The organism is Candidatus Defluviilinea proxima (assembly GCA_016721115.1).
GTDB classification, from domain to species: Bacteria; Chloroflexota; Anaerolineae; order Anaerolineales; family Villigracilaceae; genus Defluviilinea; species Defluviilinea proxima.
Genome location: JADKIW010000001.1, coordinates 3,636,824 through 3,652,117, shown reverse-complemented (window position 1 = coordinate 3,652,117; position 15,294 = coordinate 3,636,824). Strand labels below are relative to the sequence as shown.

Annotated in this window: 13 protein-coding genes; 8 read left to right on the top strand and 5 right to left on the bottom strand. The window is 48.5% G+C overall.

Annotated elements, in window-relative coordinates; all coding sequences use genetic code 11:
* Window positions 1-5: 5 nt before the first annotated feature.
* The 6 genes from IPP66_16920 (at window position 6) to IPP66_16895 (ending at window position 7,861) form a co-directional block, all read left to right on the top strand.
* The gene (locus IPP66_16920; GenBank protein ID MBK9926956.1) at window positions 6-617 is read left to right on the top strand and encodes an ATP-dependent Clp protease proteolytic subunit; all 612 of its coding nucleotides are present in this window, start codon (window positions 6-8) and stop codon (window positions 615-617) included.
* Between the two features lie 192 nt (window positions 618-809).
* Complete coding sequence (locus IPP66_16915) at window positions 810-1,595, top strand: HAD-IIA family hydrolase (GenBank protein MBK9926955.1); 786 nt, start codon at window positions 810-812, stop codon at window positions 1,593-1,595.
* Between the two features lie 110 nt (window positions 1,596-1,705).
* On the top strand, window positions 1,706-2,800 hold the full coding sequence (gene rlmN / locus IPP66_16910) for a 23S rRNA (adenine(2503)-C(2))-methyltransferase RlmN (protein MBK9926954.1): 1,095 nt from the start codon (window positions 1,706-1,708) through the stop codon (window positions 2,798-2,800).
* A gap of 117 nt (window positions 2,801-2,917) precedes the next feature.
* Window positions 2,918-3,478 carry an RNA polymerase sigma factor gene (locus IPP66_16905; GenBank protein MBK9926953.1) on the top strand — a complete coding sequence of 187 codons (561 nt, stop codon included), beginning with the start codon at window positions 2,918-2,920 and terminating at the stop codon, window positions 3,476-3,478.
* Complete coding sequence (locus IPP66_16900; protein MBK9926952.1) at window positions 3,479-4,135, top strand: LysM peptidoglycan-binding domain-containing protein; 657 nt, start codon at window positions 3,479-3,481, stop codon at window positions 4,133-4,135.
* A gap of 90 nt (window positions 4,136-4,225) precedes the next feature.
* Window positions 4,226-7,861: a TIGR03663 family protein gene (locus IPP66_16895; protein MBK9926951.1), complete on the top strand. Its 3,636-nt coding sequence runs from the start codon at window positions 4,226-4,228 to the stop codon at window positions 7,859-7,861.
* 79 nt (window positions 7,862-7,940) lie between these two features.
* On the opposite strand, the gene IPP66_16890 is transcribed toward IPP66_16895, so the two are convergent.
* Together IPP66_16890 and IPP66_16885 are read right to left on the bottom strand one after the other, a co-directional pair.
* Entirely contained in the window at window positions 7,941-8,960 is a 1,020-nt protein-coding gene (locus IPP66_16890; protein ID MBK9926950.1) for a LysM peptidoglycan-binding domain-containing protein, read from the bottom strand.
* Between the two features lie 18 nt (window positions 8,961-8,978).
* Window positions 8,979-9,536 (bottom strand): pseudouridine synthase, encoded by a 558-nt coding sequence (locus IPP66_16885; protein MBK9926949.1) that lies wholly within the window; start codon window positions 9,534-9,536, stop codon window positions 8,979-8,981.
* A 40-nt stretch (window positions 9,537-9,576) separates the two neighbouring features.
* On the opposite strand from IPP66_16885, the gene IPP66_16880 reads away from it, so the two are divergent.
* Window positions 9,577-9,978, top strand: coding sequence for a hypothetical protein (locus tag IPP66_16880; protein MBK9926948.1), 402 nt, complete (start codon window positions 9,577-9,579; stop codon window positions 9,976-9,978).
* Here the strand turns inward: IPP66_16880 and IPP66_16875 are convergent.
* Window positions 9,975-12,287: a tetratricopeptide repeat protein gene (locus IPP66_16875; protein ID MBK9926947.1), complete on the bottom strand. Its 2,313-nt coding sequence runs from the start codon at window positions 12,285-12,287 to the stop codon at window positions 9,975-9,977. The two genes, IPP66_16880 and IPP66_16875, sit on opposite strands and share 4 nt — an antisense overlap.
* Window positions 12,251-13,867 (bottom strand): adenylate/guanylate cyclase domain-containing protein, encoded by a 1,617-nt coding sequence (locus tag IPP66_16870; GenBank protein ID MBK9926946.1) that lies wholly within the window; start codon window positions 13,865-13,867, stop codon window positions 12,251-12,253. Before IPP66_16870 ends, IPP66_16875 begins: the two co-directional genes overlap by 37 nt.
* 74 nt (window positions 13,868-13,941) lie before the next feature.
* Here IPP66_16870 and IPP66_16865 point away from each other — a divergent pair, with 74 nt between their 5' ends.
* Window positions 13,942-14,580: an RNA methyltransferase gene (locus IPP66_16865; GenBank protein ID MBK9926945.1), complete on the top strand. Its 639-nt coding sequence runs from the start codon at window positions 13,942-13,944 to the stop codon at window positions 14,578-14,580.
* 3 nt (window positions 14,581-14,583) lie between these two features.
* Here IPP66_16865 and IPP66_16860 read toward each other — a convergent pair whose 3' ends face one another.
* Window positions 14,584-15,234, bottom strand: coding sequence for a response regulator (locus IPP66_16860; protein ID MBK9926944.1), 651 nt, complete (start codon window positions 15,232-15,234; stop codon window positions 14,584-14,586).
* Window positions 15,235-15,294 lie beyond the last annotated feature (60 nt).

The following is a 15,294-nucleotide window of genomic DNA, read 5'->3' as shown; positions in this document are numbered from 1 at the left end:
AACCTATGATTCCAGACTTCAAAAATGTCACACCGTATGTGATCGAATCAACCAGTTATGGCGAACGCTCCATCGATGTCTTTACCCGCCTAATGAAAGAACGCATTATCTTCCTCGGCACCGGCATTGATGATCAGGTGGCGAATGTGATCGTGGCACAACTATTACATTTGAATCACGAAGACCCCGAACGAGAGATCAAGATGTACATCAACTCGCCAGGCGGACAGATTTATGCCGGTCTCGCGATCTATGACACAATGCAGATGATCTCGAACCCGATCAGCACAGTGGCCGTTGGCGTCACCGCTTCATTCGGGACCGTGTTGCTGACTGCTGGCACGAAAGGCCGACGCTACGCCCTGCCCAATGCGACCATTCACATGCACCAACCGCTTGGTGGCGCACAAGGACAGGCAACGGACATCGAAATTCAAGCCAAGCAGATCTTGCGCTTGAAGAGTTTGTTGCTCGGCGTCATGTCGAAGCACACTGGTCAGCCGCTTGAGGTGATCGAACGCGACAGCGACCGCGATTACTACCTCGAAGCACAACAGGCTGTTGACTATGGCCTGATCGATCAGGTGCTCGAAGTTCCTGAAAAGACCGCCAAATAGGATAAAAGATTTACTAAAGCCTGCCGAATACTCGGCAGGCTTTTTTGTTGACGCAAATTGGAGGACGCTCAATTACGATATAATGCCCCACCGTAATATATATGCCCACGGTCGCAAGTTGGGCTTCCCTGCTTTTGAAAAAGCGCAATTTGCGACCGCGCTGGGTATAAAACTCTTAATTTTTGGAGCAACATGATACCTTCTCATATAAAGGCCCTCATCATTGACATGGACGGAGTCGTCTGGAAGGGCGACACACCGATCGGTGATCTGGCCGCAATTTTTAATCGCATACGGGAACGCGGGTTGAAGTTCGTATTCGCAACAAATAACAGTACAAAGACCTCTGAACAATATGTACAGCGACTGGCAAAGTTTGGGGTGGATGTAGAGCCTTGGCAGGTGATCACCTCCTCACAAGCCGCGGCCCATGCTGTGGCAAAGAAATTTGCTCCTGGTACGAAGATCTTCATCATTGGGGAAGATGGTGTTCAAATGGCATTGGAAGAAAAGGGATTCGAGATCGTCTCTATCGAAAATGCCGCACAGGCCCAGGCCGTTGTCATGGGTATTGACCGCGGAGTTAACTTTCAAAAAATTTCCGAAGCGACCTTGCTCATCAGAAGTGGTATCCCTTTCTACGTCACCAACACAGACAAAACCTTCCCCACCCCACGCGGAGAGATCCCTGGGGCAGGCTCATGGGTTTCAGTCATCACTACAGCGACCGATGTCCAACCCGTCATTGCAGGAAAGCCATTTCCGTTTTTGATGGACTTGTCCCTTGAAAAACTGGGCGTCAAGAAGGAAGATGCACTTGTTGTTGGCGACAGGCTTGAGACAGACATTGCCGCAGGACAGGGAGTGGGATGTCCGACGGCGTTGGTGCTGAGCGGTGTATCTACGAAAGAACAGGCAGATGCGTGGAAGCCAAAGATTGATGTGATCGCTGATGACCTTGCAAGCCTAGTTGGATAAAACATTTTGAATATATATGAGGTAAGCAGCCCCTTGCAGTGTTTGCAAGGGGCTGTACTTAAAAAATAGTCAACCTTCAACAATTGATGTTCATCCTTTACAATTACAGTATGCTTATATATGACTTGAATTTGCAAGATTTAACCAGCCTTCTTGGCGAATGGAATGAACCCACCTACCGCGCCAAACAGATCTGGCAGGGACTGTATCAACACCTTTACAACTCCCCCGAACAATTCTCTAACTTGCCAAAATCATTGCGAGAGAAATTAACAGAACATACTACCTTCATTCCTTTCAAGGTGAAGGTGTATCAAGATTCATCCGATGGCTTCACGCGTAAGACTTTATTCGAATTACCCGATGGGAATTTGATCGAAGCTGTGCTCATGCGTTACGGTGACCCGGCGGATAATCCGCAGATCACTGCTTCTGCGCCGAATAGCGAAAGTCGCGGCGCGAAGAATCGCCGCACGCTTTGCATCTCCACGCAGGCCGGTTGTGCGATGGGATGTGTCTTTTGTGCGACAGGTCAGATGGGATTCAAACGTCATCTCTCGAGTGGCGAGATCGTGGCCCAGGTCATGTACTATGCACGGATGTTGAAAGACGTGAACGAATCGGTGACGAATGTCGTCTTTATGGGTATGGGTGAACCCTTCCATAACTACGATAACACCATGGCCGCTATTGACCGTCTCAACGATGCAGATGGCTACAACTTTGGAGCGCGTCGCTTCACGATTTCGACCGTTGGGCTGGTTCCACAGATCATACGCTTTGCAGACGAAAGACGACAAGTCAACCTTGCCATCTCCCTCCACGCGGCGGACGATGATGAGCGTTTACAGATCATGCCGGTCAACAAGAAGCATAAGGTGAAAGATGTTATTGACGCTTGCAGATACTATGTTGACCAAACTGGACGTCGCGTCACTTTTGAATGGGCGCTGATCTCCGGAGTCAATGACACGCCAGAGGTCGCGAAAAAGTTGGCATCGAAGCTCAAAGGCCTGATGTGTCATGTCAATGCCATCCCCCTTAACCCCACTGCAGGTTACAACGGCAAAGCGACAGACCGTCAGCGTGCGATACTGTTCAAAGAAACGCTGGAGCAGGCGGGGATTCCGTGTACGATACGCATGAGAAGAGGCATAGATATACAAGCAGGGTGCGGTCAACTTGCGGGGTCAGCTCTTCTTTGAAAAAATTTATTGCTTGTATAAAAATTATTGTGATTTATTGACTACGCGCAAAATAAATCAGTTTCATCATTGGGTGAAGATATTTTCCATCTCGCGCGTTAAATATATATAGCATATATGAACTCTGCTGAAGTAATGTGGTTGATCACAGAATGCCTCGCCCAAAATGATGCCGCCATAGAAACGCTCATCCACCAATATGAAGCAGGAGTGTTCAGGTTCGCGTTATCCATTGTTGGCAATCAAGCAGACGCACACGAGGTTACACAAGAAACATTTATAGCTGCTTTGCGGTCGCTCCATACGTACCAGGAAAAAAAATCGTTCAATGCGTGGTTGTATACAATTGCGCTCAATCATAGCCGTAGCCTTCTGCGTAAGAGAAAAGTCCTTGAGAAATTACAAGCAACAACAACTTTACTTTTTCGAAACGAATTGCAGAGACAATCATCACCAGAAGAGACTGTAATTCAAACAGAAAAAGAAGCTGTTGTATGGAATGAACTAAACAAGATGGATGAGATGCACAGGATTGTAGTCATCTTAAGGTACTTTCAAGAGTTATCCATTGCTGAAATCGCAGAGGTGCTCAATATCAACGAAGGAACAATTCACTCCCGACTGCACACCGCGCGGGAACGTTTGAGAAAAGTCTTGCAACCCATGTACGGAGAATAAATGCAGATCTCACATGAAGAGGCGTACAACCTCATCCACCTTAAAGCTGATAACGCTCTCACAGTTAACAGACAGGAAATGCTTGAACAGCATTTAAGCACCTGCTCAGAATGTACGGCGCATGCGCATGCAATAGAAAGTGTTGAAAGTATTTTACGCTCAACAATGCAGAAACACTGGAATCGCCCTGCCCCTCCCCTCCAATCCAGTATCATCAAAGGAAAAATAGGTTTCATCCAAAGTGCACGCTATTTACTGGCTACACGCTCCTTGATTGCAAGCGTTTTAATGATCGTTATTGGCTTCGCCATCTGGCAATTTAGATCACCAATGTCCAGCCCGTCGAACTCAATATTTCTTAGCGCCCCTCCCATTCCAACGCCGTCCCTTCAGCTGACCAGTACACAGCAAAAAGAGATGATTTGTGAAAGCATCCAATACCACGTCCGTCAAGGAGACACCTTGGAAAATATCGCACGTCAGTTCGCAATATCGCCACAAGAGATCATAGACACCAATAATCTTCAAGCTGGATCCATCAGCGGACAAACCGAGCTAACCATCCTCCTGTGTAATCAAACACCCATTGGCACTACCCATCCACCCACATTCACAATCACTCCATTTACAGAGACTATTACCTATACACCCGGGTAAAGAGTTAATGTAAACTTAAGACTATAAACTTGTCAGAACATTGAGATTGAAGTATAAGTCACCCCATCCCACTTACGGTAAAAAAACTATATGACCACTGAAAAAACTTCCTGGCTTCAAAAACCCATCCACTCTGCCCTACCAGCCATCACGAATGAAATTGCGTTATTTGCAGGTGTAATGTTGCTCGCAATCGTCACGAGATTCTATAACCTGGAACCACGTGTAATGAGTCACGACGAAAGCCTTCATACATATTTCTCGTGGCTTTTGTATCGAGGTCAGGGCTATCAACATACGCCCATGATGCACGGACCGTTCCAATTCCACATCATAGCGTTGACTTACTTCCTATTCGGTGTGTCTGATTTCACGGCCCGCATCCCAGCCGTATTGTTCAGCATCGCCACTGTATGGATGGTTTGGTACTGGCGCAGGTATCTCGGCAATTGGGGAGCCATCGTAGCCGGTGTTCTTATGGTCATCTCTCCGTATATGTTGTATTACGGACGCTACGTTCGAAACGAAGCATTTGTAGGTCTTTCAGGTATCGTTTTGCTGTATTCCATATTGAGATATCTAGAAAGTGGCGAAAAACGGTATCTGTATTTCATCACGGCCGCTACCGTACTACACTTTACATCAAAAGAGACAGCGTTCATCTACACTGCTCAGGCCCTCATCTTTTTGGGCGTTTACTTCATCATTCGCATCACAGGTCAAAAGTGGGAAGATAAGCAAAATCTCTACAACATCTTCATTATGGCGCTCGCGGCCTTTATTCTGTTCGCTGGTATTGGGGCCGGGGTTGGGTATATCAACCACCACAGCAATACACTGAGCAGTACTGAGACAGCCGCCCCAGCCGACCCCAACACGGAAACAACGCTTCCCACTGCCCCGACAACTGCTTCTATTTCGACGATCCTATTTGCCGTTGCAGTGATATTTCTGGTGGTAGCAGGTGTTGCCCTTATCATCGGGTATGGATGGGCAAATCTACTAAAAGAGCGTAGCTTCGACATGATTCTCTTGGTAATGACTTTCGTTCTACCAATGCTTGTACCCTTTCCCCTTAAGTGGTTCGAAAAGTTTTTACATGTGGCTATTCCAACCGATGCAGCTTCCGTCACATCTTTGACACCAGAAGCAATACGTACTATTGGAATTCTCACAGCACTTTTCTTTGCCGTCGCGATCCTTGTTGGGTTGCTCTGGAGTCGTGACTGGTGGAAGTACGCTGTGGTCTTCTGGGGACCATTCATACTCTTGTACACGACGATCTTCACCAATGGTCCCGGTTTCTTCACAGGTCTACTTGGCTCACTTGGGTATTGGCTTGTGCAACAAGGCGTAGAGCGTGGAAGTCAGCCGGAGTATTATTACATCCTTGTGCAAATACCGATGTATGAATATCTTGGGGCTATCGGGACACTTGTTGCAATTGGCTTGGGCTTGAAAAAGCTTTTCGGACAGAACCCAGCCACCCCTGAGAATGAAGCGGAGAGTCCAGTCGAGTCAACGCCTGCAACCGTAAATATTTTTGCAGTGTTCTTTAGTCTGCTTGTATATTGGGTCATCACAAGTGTTATCGCATTCACGATAGCGGGCGAACGAATGCCATGGCTCACATATCATATGGCTTGGCCAATGGTCTTGCTAACAGGTTGGGCCATTGGGCAGATCATCGAGTCGGCCATTGAGAAGTTGGAAGGTGAAACACCCTGGTGGCGCCCTGTTATATCACTGGCAGTGATCTCTGTATTTGTTCTGGCGGCGTTCGATACGATATGGGCATTGTACGGTGCGAACCCTCCGTTTCAGGGCACAAATCTGGATCAGTTACAAGCCACTTCCGCATTCCTGCTCCCGTTCATCTCCATGTTGCTATCAGGAGCACTGGTTGCTTATTTGATGAAAAATGATTTTATCAGTCTTGCAATCGTTTCATTGTTTGCACTTGTGATCGTTACGATCTTCTCAAGCGTGATCAGTGGCGCATCCTTCATAATGTCACTTACCACTCCGACTGCTACAGGCATAACGCCAGAGACTTTGCGTTTTGCAGCCGCTTTGGGAGCTTTGTTGGCAAGCATTGCGGGCGTTATCTATCTCGCACGCCTGCCGCGCACCACTCCTTTTGTAAGTTTCGCGGCTTTGGCTGTCTTTGGCTTACTCGCCATACAAACCGGGCGAACAGCCTTCCGTGCAAGTTACATCAACTATGATAATGCCACGGAATATCTTGTGTACGCACATGGTGCCACTGGCATCAAAGAAGTGATGGCGCAGTTGGCCGAAATTTCAGAACGCACGGCTGGCGGTCTCAACGCCGTTGTGGCATATGACGCAAGCGCACCAGACACTGGTGTCTCATGGCCGTTCGTTTGGTACTTGCGCGATTACACAGCCCAGCGGTCCTTCGATGCTCCCACCCGCTCCCTACGTGAAGCAGTGGCTGTTGTCGTAGACGAAAAGAACTTTGACAAGATCCATCCTGCGCTCGGAAACGAATTCTATGAGTTCGATTACATCCGCATGTGGTGGCCAAATCAGGATTACTTCAATCTCGATCAGACTCGTGTTTTGGATGCCATTACCGATCCAGCCGTTCGTGAAGGAATCTTCGATATCTGGTTTGACCGTGATTACACAAAATATGCACAGGCCACGGGAAGCTCAACCATGACCCTGACCACCTGGCAACCAGCAGATAAGATGAAACTCTTTATCCGCAAGGATGTGGCATCGAAGATCTGGAATTACGGTGTAGGCCCATCAGATGCAACTACCACTGTGGACCCGTATGAGCAGGGTACGATTGCTCTACCTGCCGACCAGATCTTTGACAGCGAGAAGTTTCCTCCCGGCTTGAACGCTCCACGTGCTCTTGCGGCTGGGCTGGATGGAGATATGTACATCGCTGACTCACGCAACCATCGTATTCTGCACATTGGGTCAGATGGAAGTGTCTTACAAGAATGGGGCTCTTTTGCTGATATTGCAACCGGTGCTGCGCCCATTAGCACCTTTAATGAACCGTGGGGCATAGCGGTTGGGCCCGATGGTTCCGTCTACGTGAGCGATACATGGAATCACCGTATTCAGAAATTTGATAAAACCGGGCGACCCATCAAAATGTGGGGAGAACTCGGCCAATCATCACCGGAAGCTCCCAATGCATCAACTGCGTTCTGGGGTCCGCGCGGCATTGCGGTTAACAGCTCCGGTCATGTACTTGTTGCCGATACAGGCAATAAACGGATCGTGGTCTTCGACTCGGATGGTAATTACATTACTGAGTTCGGAACGGCAGGCTTTGACCCCGGCCAATTCGATGAACCAGTTGGCGTAGCGGTTGGCCCGAGTGGAACAGTCTATGTAGCCGACACATGGAATCAACGCATTCAGGCGTTCACTCCTTCAGAAGATGGGACAGCCTATTTTCCATCACGCCAATGGGATGTCAATGCATGGTTCGGTCAGTCACTGGACAATAAACCCTTCATCGCAGTAGATGCGAACGAACATGTCTTCATCAACGATCCGGAAGGGTATCGCATCATTGAATTTACATCCGATGGACAGTTCGTGCGCACGTGGGGAGATTTCGGGAGCGGGCCGGAAGAGATCGGGCTGGCCTCGGGTGTGACGGTTGATACGTTCGGCTTTGTCTGGGTATCAGATGCCGGAAACAACCGCATTCTGCGGTACAGATTGCCGTAAATCAAATATAGATAAATCAACAACAGGCGATGAGTGTTACTCATCGCCTGTTGTTGATTTACAACGTCTTAGCCAAATATCATTTTTCTTTTGAATCGCCCAGCCAGATAAATAGCCATCCGCCCACCAAGGCCAAAGCGATAATGCCGAGAACCGCCCCTGTGATACTGCGATTATTACTTGTAGCAGGTTGAGGGACGTGGGTCGGAGCAATGGCCGTCAATGTAGCTGGCACTGTCACAGGTATTAGCGTAGCCGTCGGCGCGAATGACGTAGTCACTTCGGCGGTCATGGTTTCAGTTGGGGTTTCAGTCACCAAGAGAACATTATCTTTGATCAAAAGCTTTTCACCGGGGTAAATGTCATTATTCGACAAGTTATTTAAACGCTTGATGTCATCGATCTTGACCTTGTAGTCAATCGCGATCTGCCAGAGACTTTGACCAGCCTTCACTTCATGGAAGACATCCCCATCTGCATTTGGAGTGCTGATCGCAACGGGAATGACCGCGCCTCCTATCGCAGGGACAACTGTTCCATCCACAACTACCGGTGTCACCGCTGACGCCCCTTCCCCACCACTCTTGGGGAGCGCCGTATCGATCACATAATATACTCGTCCGCCAGTGACCGTTACACCGGCACCGATCTCTGAAAGGTCTGAGGAAAGCATCGTTGTCAGATGTGGAGCATCCCCCGTCCATGCAGTTACAGCATCCTGTGCGGACATGCTCTCCAATCCACCAATGATGTTCTCTGAACGAAAGCCACCTAATGATAAATCGCCAGCCAATGGATAACCTGCGGCAAGCAAACGACTAGTCACAGTTGAACCGCCTGCCCCAGTATGAGTCACATCCCCGGTAGCGGCCATAAAATCTGCTTGCGATTGAGCGGTATACATCAGAATGGGACTGATACTATACGCTGGCAAACCATTAGAACTGCGCAAGGCATTGACGGCGTTAATCAGGTCAAATGCAGAGCCAGCATATTGAGGCGCATCATTCACTTCTGCATGAGAAGACGAAGGAAATAAGACTGCGGCCAAGAGCGCCCAAAGTACGGCAAGGATAGGGAAAATTGATCGTCGCTTCACAAGACGATTATACAGTTTTTACCGTTTCAACAACTTCATTTCGGTTTGAGTTAAGTCGCGCCATGTACCAACTTCCATATCACCGAGGAAAATCCCACCAATGGCAACACGAAAAAGGCGCAGAGTAGGCAACCCAACAGCCGCAGTCATATGTCGGATCTGTCGCTTCTTCCCCTCGCGGAGTTTGATCTCGATCCATGAAGTAGGCCCATGTGGCGTAACAGGCTTGGGTCGAGGAGGCAGGTTCGGGTCCGGTATGAGGCGGGCTTTGGCAGGGAGTGTCCTATAATCTTTGAGCTGAATCCCACGTTCGAGACGTGCCAATTTGTCCTGTGTCGGGTCGCCTTCGATCATTACCCAGTAAGTTTTTTCGATGTGATGCTTTGGGTCGGTCAGACGTTTGATGAGGGAACCATCATCAGTAAGTAATAACAGGCCCTCACTGTCTCGATCGAGGCGACCAGCGGCGTAAACATCAGGCACATCGATAAATTGCTTCAACGTTGGATGGCCTGTGCCCTCATCAGTAAATTGCGAAATGATACCGTAAGGTTTGTTGAAAAGGATGGTTCGCATTTCGGGATTATAATGACAAATATCGAAGCGAGGAGTAAAAATGGCTAATCAAAAAAAAGTTGTTATTGCTGGGAAAGTTCACAAAGACGGCAAGTTAAGGAAGAAATTCAGAATCAATAAGCACAAAGACAATGAGGTTGAAGTCGATATTGAGATCGAAGAGGATGGCGACTACGAGGTTGAGAAACTCAGCATAGATGATTTGCCAACTCACATGCACGATGGGCACCCGATCACTTGGTTCAATAATTTTTCCATCAAAAAGAATGGACAACATATCAACCAAAGATATAAGATAACAATTCCTGGCCTTTCGAATATGGGAAAAGGAAGGCTGGTGATCTTCGATGGGAACGGAGATCCATACTATTACACCGGCAAGATTGACAATGACACCTTTGAAATGACCGATGGCGATCCAGGGGTAGGAAAAGCCCCTTAGCCCGAAAGCTTATATATGGCTCGGCGCCAGGGGATGTTTTCAACATAGCGCTTGCGTGCAATTTCATCTTGCAAGCGAGCTAGATGAGCCTCTATCATTTTCTTTGCTGTTTGCAGGATCTGCGTTGCACGTGGATCCTGTTTTTTCTTGAGGAGGATATAGCATGCATAATAGATTCTCAAAGGTTCATCCGTTCCGTCCAGACCTGAACCTGTTTCAAGAAAAGCGAGGATCTGTTCCACAATCTGCGAGGCCGCGTCGAAGTTATTTTCTTGTAGATAGGATTCGACCAAACCGGCGAGAGGCTCCATCAAAAGAGACTGTTGCTTTAACTCTTCACGAATCGTGATAGAAGTCTGATAAGCAACACGAGCGTTTTCAACATCACCCAACAACAAATAGGCATGCCCCATATACAACTCTGCCCAGGCTTGTCCAGATCGCTCCGAGATCGCCTTTGATATTTCTACTGCTCGCCTGGCAGTTTGCAATGCCAGATCAACATCGCCCTGAATGGCATGAATAGCGCTCAAGTTTACAAGAGTAAATGCCTCTTGATTAATATCTTCACTTTCACGGACAAGAATCAAAGACTGTTCATGGCAGGAGCGGGCAAGATCTAAATCGCCCTGCGCTCCCATCACAAAGCCAAGGTTGCCGAGAGCCCCTGATTCCATATACCGATCTCCAACTTTATGCGCAAGTAAACGGCAAACATCCAGGTAGGTCTGGGCAAGAGCATAATTTCCATTAACTGAACTTTCCAGTAATGCGAGTTGATTGAGTGCTCGCGCCTCCAAGGCTGGGTCTTTAATTTCACGGGCAAGCTCCAATGCTTCCACCAAGTAAGCATGCGCTTCAGTGGGTTGATTTTGATCCAACGCAATCCAACCCATGGCACTGAGCATGCGGCTGATCTCTCGTTTATTGCCAACCCGTCGGTCCCGTTTCAGCGCCTCTTTGGCATGTTGCATGGCTTCATCCATCTGCCCAATGCGAAGCAGACAAACAGCCCAAACGACATGTGTATACAGTGCTTGTTCGGTATCGGCCAATTCGTCGGAACAATCTTGTGCCTGTTTTGCGGCATTAATGGCCGCTAAAAAATTCCCTGTAAAATAGGCATGCGCCGAACGAGACATCATCGCCTTTGCAATACGATCTCGATCATTCAGTTGACTTGCCCATTTCGTGAGAAGTTCAATGTCTTTTAGTTGCAGGTCACGCTTACCAATACGAGAGTAAACCCCTGCACGTTCGAACACCAAGTCGTAACGCGTCACCAGATCAGTAGTGGATATGAACAAAAGTGCCCGAGAAAAATAATCCACTGCCTGCGAGTTTTGATACAACTCCGACGCTTCTTTCCCGGCAAGTGTGTAATAAGTACGCGCCTTTTGGATAATGTCGGCACACTCAGCATGGTATGCCAATTCGACATAGTGCCCTCTCAAATTGTCAGCATACAGTGTTTCTAAAGCGCTCATGGCAAGGGTGTGGAGTTCATGACGCCGGGCACGCATTTGCATTGTATACGCCGCATCACGTAAAAGTCCATGCGAAAAGAGGTAGCGAATATCTGTAAGCTTTTGCCAGACTGCCGCTTTCTCTGCCTTTGCGACATGGTCAAAAACCCACTCTTCATTTCGCAACATCTGCGAAAGGACCTGCACTTCAAACTCACGCCCCAACACAGCGGCAGTTTGGATCGTCTCACGCACAGCACGCGTCAACTGGTCGAGTCTAGCAATCAAAACTGCGCTTATATCTCCCGGCACAATCGTATCACGCGGCTTTCCGATCAGACTCCACCCTTCCTTGCTCATCTCAAGCACATCCTCTTCCTGAAAATAACGGACGATCTGCTCGATAAAATAGGGGTTCCCCTCGGACTTTTTCGCAACAAACTTTTTCAGTTCGGGTGAAGCAGTGCCACCCAGAACATCTTCAGTCAGGGCGTCCGCCGCTTTTTTCGATAAACCACGCAAGTCAATGCGAGCATGGATAATGTCATTGGCCAGGGGCTCCCCTCCGGGCCGCGAGGAGACAATCACAGCGACCGGATATGAAACAGTCCCAGCCATTAACGAACGCCGCAAGCGGGGTAAAAAGCTTCTCGTATCTTCATCGGTAAATTGAAGGTCTTCCAAAAACAGGACAACGGGCTGACGTAAACTCTCAGCTTTGAAAAAGGCGATCAAAGCGAGGAATGTGTTGTTATAGCGTCCCTCAGCATCCAGTTGTGCATGGAGCGAATCTTGCCAGTACACATCTACAAGCGCGCCAAGGAAGGATTGTGTCCGTTCCAATTCTTGTTGCAGGTCTGGATGAGGATCGAAGCCAATAACGCCCCAATCTTGGCATCGAACAGATCCTTGCGTTGTTCAGGGGAATGACTCGTTGAAAATCCAAAATAACGGAATAACCAACGGCGCAAAGGGTTGAAGGATTTACGGAATATCTGATCGGACTGACAAACTGCCCAAAGTGCCCTATGTACTTCAAACAATTCAGAGAACTGAAATTCATGCACAAGGCGGCCCTTACCGATACCTGCATCTCCCATGACGAGCAGAACCCCGGCAAATGTCCCTTGCCACAAGGGTTCGGCAAACTTCTTTAGCGCTTCCAGTTCCTCTTCACGGCCGACCAGCGCACCATGATAGATCACATCTTCGACGTCACTACGGCTTTTCAATTCAAACACTTTTTGTTTCGCCGAAAAGCCTTTGAATTTTTGAGACCCCACATATTCCGCATTGAAACGAGTTGAAAGTCTGCGCGCAATGCGTTCGTCCACCCAGGTGGCACCAAGAGGCGCGCCCATCATAAAACGGGATGCAAGGTTCACACCCCATCCATAGCAAGTATATTCCTCGCATTTTTCGCTTCCGAGATACCCGGCGTGAGCAATGTAATAGGTGATACCGGTAGTGATGGGAAAATCCACACGCGCTTGCAAGTCAAGAATAAAATCGAGGGCACGTCCGATATCGTTTTCATATGCGACCGGCGCCCCCCACAGGATCAACACATTACATCCCTTGTCCCCAAAGTCCACGCGCGATAACAAACCACCGTATTCCTCACGTAGTTCAAAAATGATGCGGACAAATTGCTCCAGTTTGGTATCGGGAAGGTCTGGAACGCGCATGAACAAGTTCACGATCTGGCGAAATTCACCGCGCACATCATGAACCACCACTTCTTCCGGCATAAAGATGCTGGAAGTGCCAGGGTCAACTGGCAGAAAAATATCCGAGCGAGGATCAGGCAATTTGGCGCGAAGCCCATCAAATCGGTGGAAAGAATCGAGAGGCGATGTCTCCAACGCATCATTCAAGAGCTCTCTGAATGTATCCGTCAGAATGATCTCACCCGCATTCGCCCTGTGCTCGGCATCTGCGGAACCATCCACAGCCGTGCCACGAAAATAATAAGTGGCCTGCTTGCCATCTTCTGCCCGCAAAATCCCCCACGATACTGCACCAATCGATAAGCCGATCTTGATGGAAAAAGTGAACTTACCATACACCGTCTGCCGATCGGGATGTTCTTTCATGCGTTGCTGGATCAACCATGCCGAAGTAAGCGCACGCAATGCCAGCGTTTTTTCATCCGCATCAATCGGGTATAGCGCCATGATGCCATCCCCCGCAAAACTGACGATCTTGCCACCATATTCAAAAATGCTCTCCACGAGCGGGTCAAACACACCGTGCATCAAACCCGCCAGCACCTCGGCACCATGTTGCCCATGTTGCATGAGCGTATCGGTCATGGCCGAAAAGCCAGAAAGATCAAGGAACATGCCTACTGCAGGGAACTCTCCCCTAAAATGCCCGGCCTTGTAATTTTCAACAATTATCTCAGGGACCACTCGATGCATGGGTAGATTGTAGCACGCCTTCCTGCCACATCGCAAATTATTGATTTCACGAGCAGGTATTATATAATCCTGCCATGCCAAATAACTCCTTTGAAATCAGAGTGTGTGATTCATGCGGACTTCGCTATCCACTTGTGCAGGGAAATACTCACGGCACACGTTGCCCGATCTGCATGGGAAGCACACGCGTCATCCTTACCCGACAGTTGATCCTTGAACCCGAGCCTGATCGCCCCGCTCCATCTCCCGTTAAGAGAAGGGAATTTTCTGTCCTCATGGATAATGTTCGGTCGGCGTGGAATGTGGGTTCGATCTTTCGTTCAGCAGATGGATTCGGGTTTGACCATGCTTATTTGTGTGGCATCAGCCCCACCCCTGAGAATGAGGCGGTGACCAAGACATCGCTCGGCGCAGAAGATTCAGTCACATGGTCCTATCACAAGGATGCCGTGAAACTTGTCAAAGGTTTGAAAAAAGAAGGTTGGAAAGTGTATGCGTTGGAGGAGGACGAAAAGGCCATTTCACTCAATGGCGCTTCATCTGCACGCCGTTCCACTCAGCGTGAAATATTGATCGTTGGTAACGAAGTAACAGGTGTTGACCCCGAACTGCTTGACCTGTGTGACAAAATTTATTACATCCCAATGCGTGGGGAGAAAAAGTCGTTCAATGTAGCAATCGCATTCAGTGTTGCGGCGTACGCGTTGAGATAAAGACTATTCGTCCTTTTTCTCAGAGAGTTCTTCCTTCTCAGAAAGTTCATCGATCTTTTCACGGATCTGATCGAGCAATTTCTGGATCTCGTCTTTCTCACGCAGGGTGACGTGCATGGATGCCTTGAAGGACTGCTTTTGTGCCTCTTGAAGCGTTTCAAGCAAGTGCTGATCGCGGGCGATCTGAGTGTTCTTATGCTTCAGCTTGATCTCAAGACGTTTGCGGTATCCCTCATAGAACTCGATCTCATTCAACGACTTCGCATCGGGAGCGCCTTCTTTCAACAATTCTTCGACCAATGGGAAGAACTCTTCGAGGTTGACTGGCTTCTCCATGAAGCGGGTCACGCCGATGGTGAGGGCAAATTCCTTATCTTCGGGGGCAATATACGTGGCGGAGAGGAACATGACTGGGATATTGCGCGTGGCAAGATCAAGGCGTAAGCGATGAACAAGGCTAAAGCCGTCCATTTTGGGCATTAGGATGTCGGTAATGATCAGCGAAGGGCGTTCTTTCTCGATCTGTTCCATGGCCGCTTCCCCATTGGTGGCAGTAACCACACGGTAGCCCTTGAATTTGAGAGTTTCATCCAACAATTCCAGAATATCTGGCACATCTTCAACAACGAGTAAGTAGCCTTGTTCTGTGGTCATGGCGTTATTTTATCCCTTTCCATGCGTTTGGTGAGAAAAGTTGCAAGTTCTACAACAAAT